The sequence below is a fragment of the Streptomyces sp. WELS2 genome, from assembly GCF_013870595.1.
Lineage (GTDB): Bacteria > Actinomycetota > Actinomycetes > Streptomycetales > Streptomycetaceae > Streptomyces.
Genome location: NZ_JACBWZ010001196.1, coordinates 1 through 1503 on the forward strand (window position 1 = coordinate 1; position 1503 = coordinate 1503).

Consider the following 1503-nt stretch of genomic DNA (forward strand, 5'->3'; position numbering starts at 1 on the left):
TCCCTGCCCTTGACGTAGGCGGTGTAGGCCTGCGGGCTGGTGAACCACAGGGACGGGTCCTCGCCGAACAGCAGCGCCCGCTTGGCCAGGACGTAACCGAACTCCTCCGGGGTGAGATAGCCCAGCTTCTGGGAGGAGACCGCGTCCTGCCGGTAGGCGTCCAGCAGCAGCCAGCCCGCGCCCAGGTAGGCCGCCGCCGTGTCCGTCAGGATCTCGTTCTCCGCCGTGGTGGGAAAGGCCAGGTCCAGGCGGTGCAGATAGACGTGCGCCACCTCGTGGGCGAGGGCCGCGCCGATGTCGGCGCGGTGGGTGCGGAACCGGTCGTTCAGCTCGACGAAGTACTCGGGGCCCGCCGCCAGTTCGACGTTCGCCGCGTGGGTCATCTCCCGGAAGCCGACGATCAGCCGCGCGTCCGGCAGCCGGAAGTGCCGCACGATCTCCCGGGCCACCCGCTGCGCGCCCAGATGCAGGTCGTCCGTGTCGCAGAAGGCCACGTCGGCGGGGGCCACGCTGGCCGAGAACGTCTCGATGGTGTCCCGGGACAGCCGCCGGTACAGCGCGGTGACGGCGGCCCGCACCGTCTCCAGGTGCGGGTAGCCGTGCTCGACCGGTCCGCCGTCGGCCACGTCGGCACCCCCTGAAGCCACCGGAACTCCTCTCCACTGTAGGCGGGAGGGGCCCCGGCGGACGGCCCCTTTCCCGCCGGCCGGGGGATACCCGGGCAGGGGCCCCCGCGCCCTCACACCGGCAGCAGGCGCGGAGCCGGCGCGTCCGGCCGGCCCTCGTCCAGGTCCAGCACCCACACCTCGTTCCCGCCCTCCCGCAGCACCGGCCCGGGCACGTACAGCGACCGCTGGGGCCCCGCCGACCAGTAGCGGCCCAGGCCGAAGCCGTTGATCCAGGCGAACCCGCGGGTCCGGCCGGGCAGCTCCAGCCGGGCGTCCCCGGCGCCCCGGACCGTGACCGAGCCCCGGTACAGCCCCGGCGCGTGCCGGACCGGCGGCGCGCCGAAGGGCACCGCGGCCACACCGTCGGCGAACGCGTCCAGATCCAGCCCACGCGCGCGTACCCCGTGCAGATACTGCCGCTCGTGCAGGATGCCGCCGGTGATCCCCTTCGGCTCCCCGAGCCGGGGCCCGTAGTTCACCCGCCCCAGGGACTCCACCCACAGCTCCACGCGCGCGTGCCCCGCGACCGGCTCCGTCAGCCGCGGCTCCGCCTCCGTGAGCACCCCGGCCCGCTCCCCGTCGACGTACACCACGGCGAGGTCGCGCAGCCCGCGCACGGACAGCGGGTAGGGCCCGCGCGGGCCGGGCACCTCGACCGCGTACCGGACCAGGCCCCGGGTGATCCCCAGCTCCTCGAACACCGGCGGCACCGGCGTGACCGTCTCCGGCCCGCCCAGCGCCCCCAGCACCCCCGTCAGGGACGCCCAGCCGGTGAGCACCGTACCACGCGGGCCTGGACGCCTCCGTGCGCGCCGCGCACCAGTCCCGGTTCCTG

General features: G+C 75.2%; 1 protein-coding gene and 1 pseudogene. Both read right to left on the bottom strand.

Features of this window, described 5'->3' with window-relative positions:
* The coding region (locus H5J33_RS34950) for a hypothetical protein (RefSeq protein ID WP_181798671.1) at nucleotides 1-626 on the bottom strand (626 nt) is incomplete at its 3' end.
* A 113-nt stretch (nucleotides 627-739) separates the two neighbouring features.
* Nucleotides 740-1503, bottom strand: a pseudogene (locus tag H5J33_RS34955) (beta-galactosidase); the annotation flags it as partial.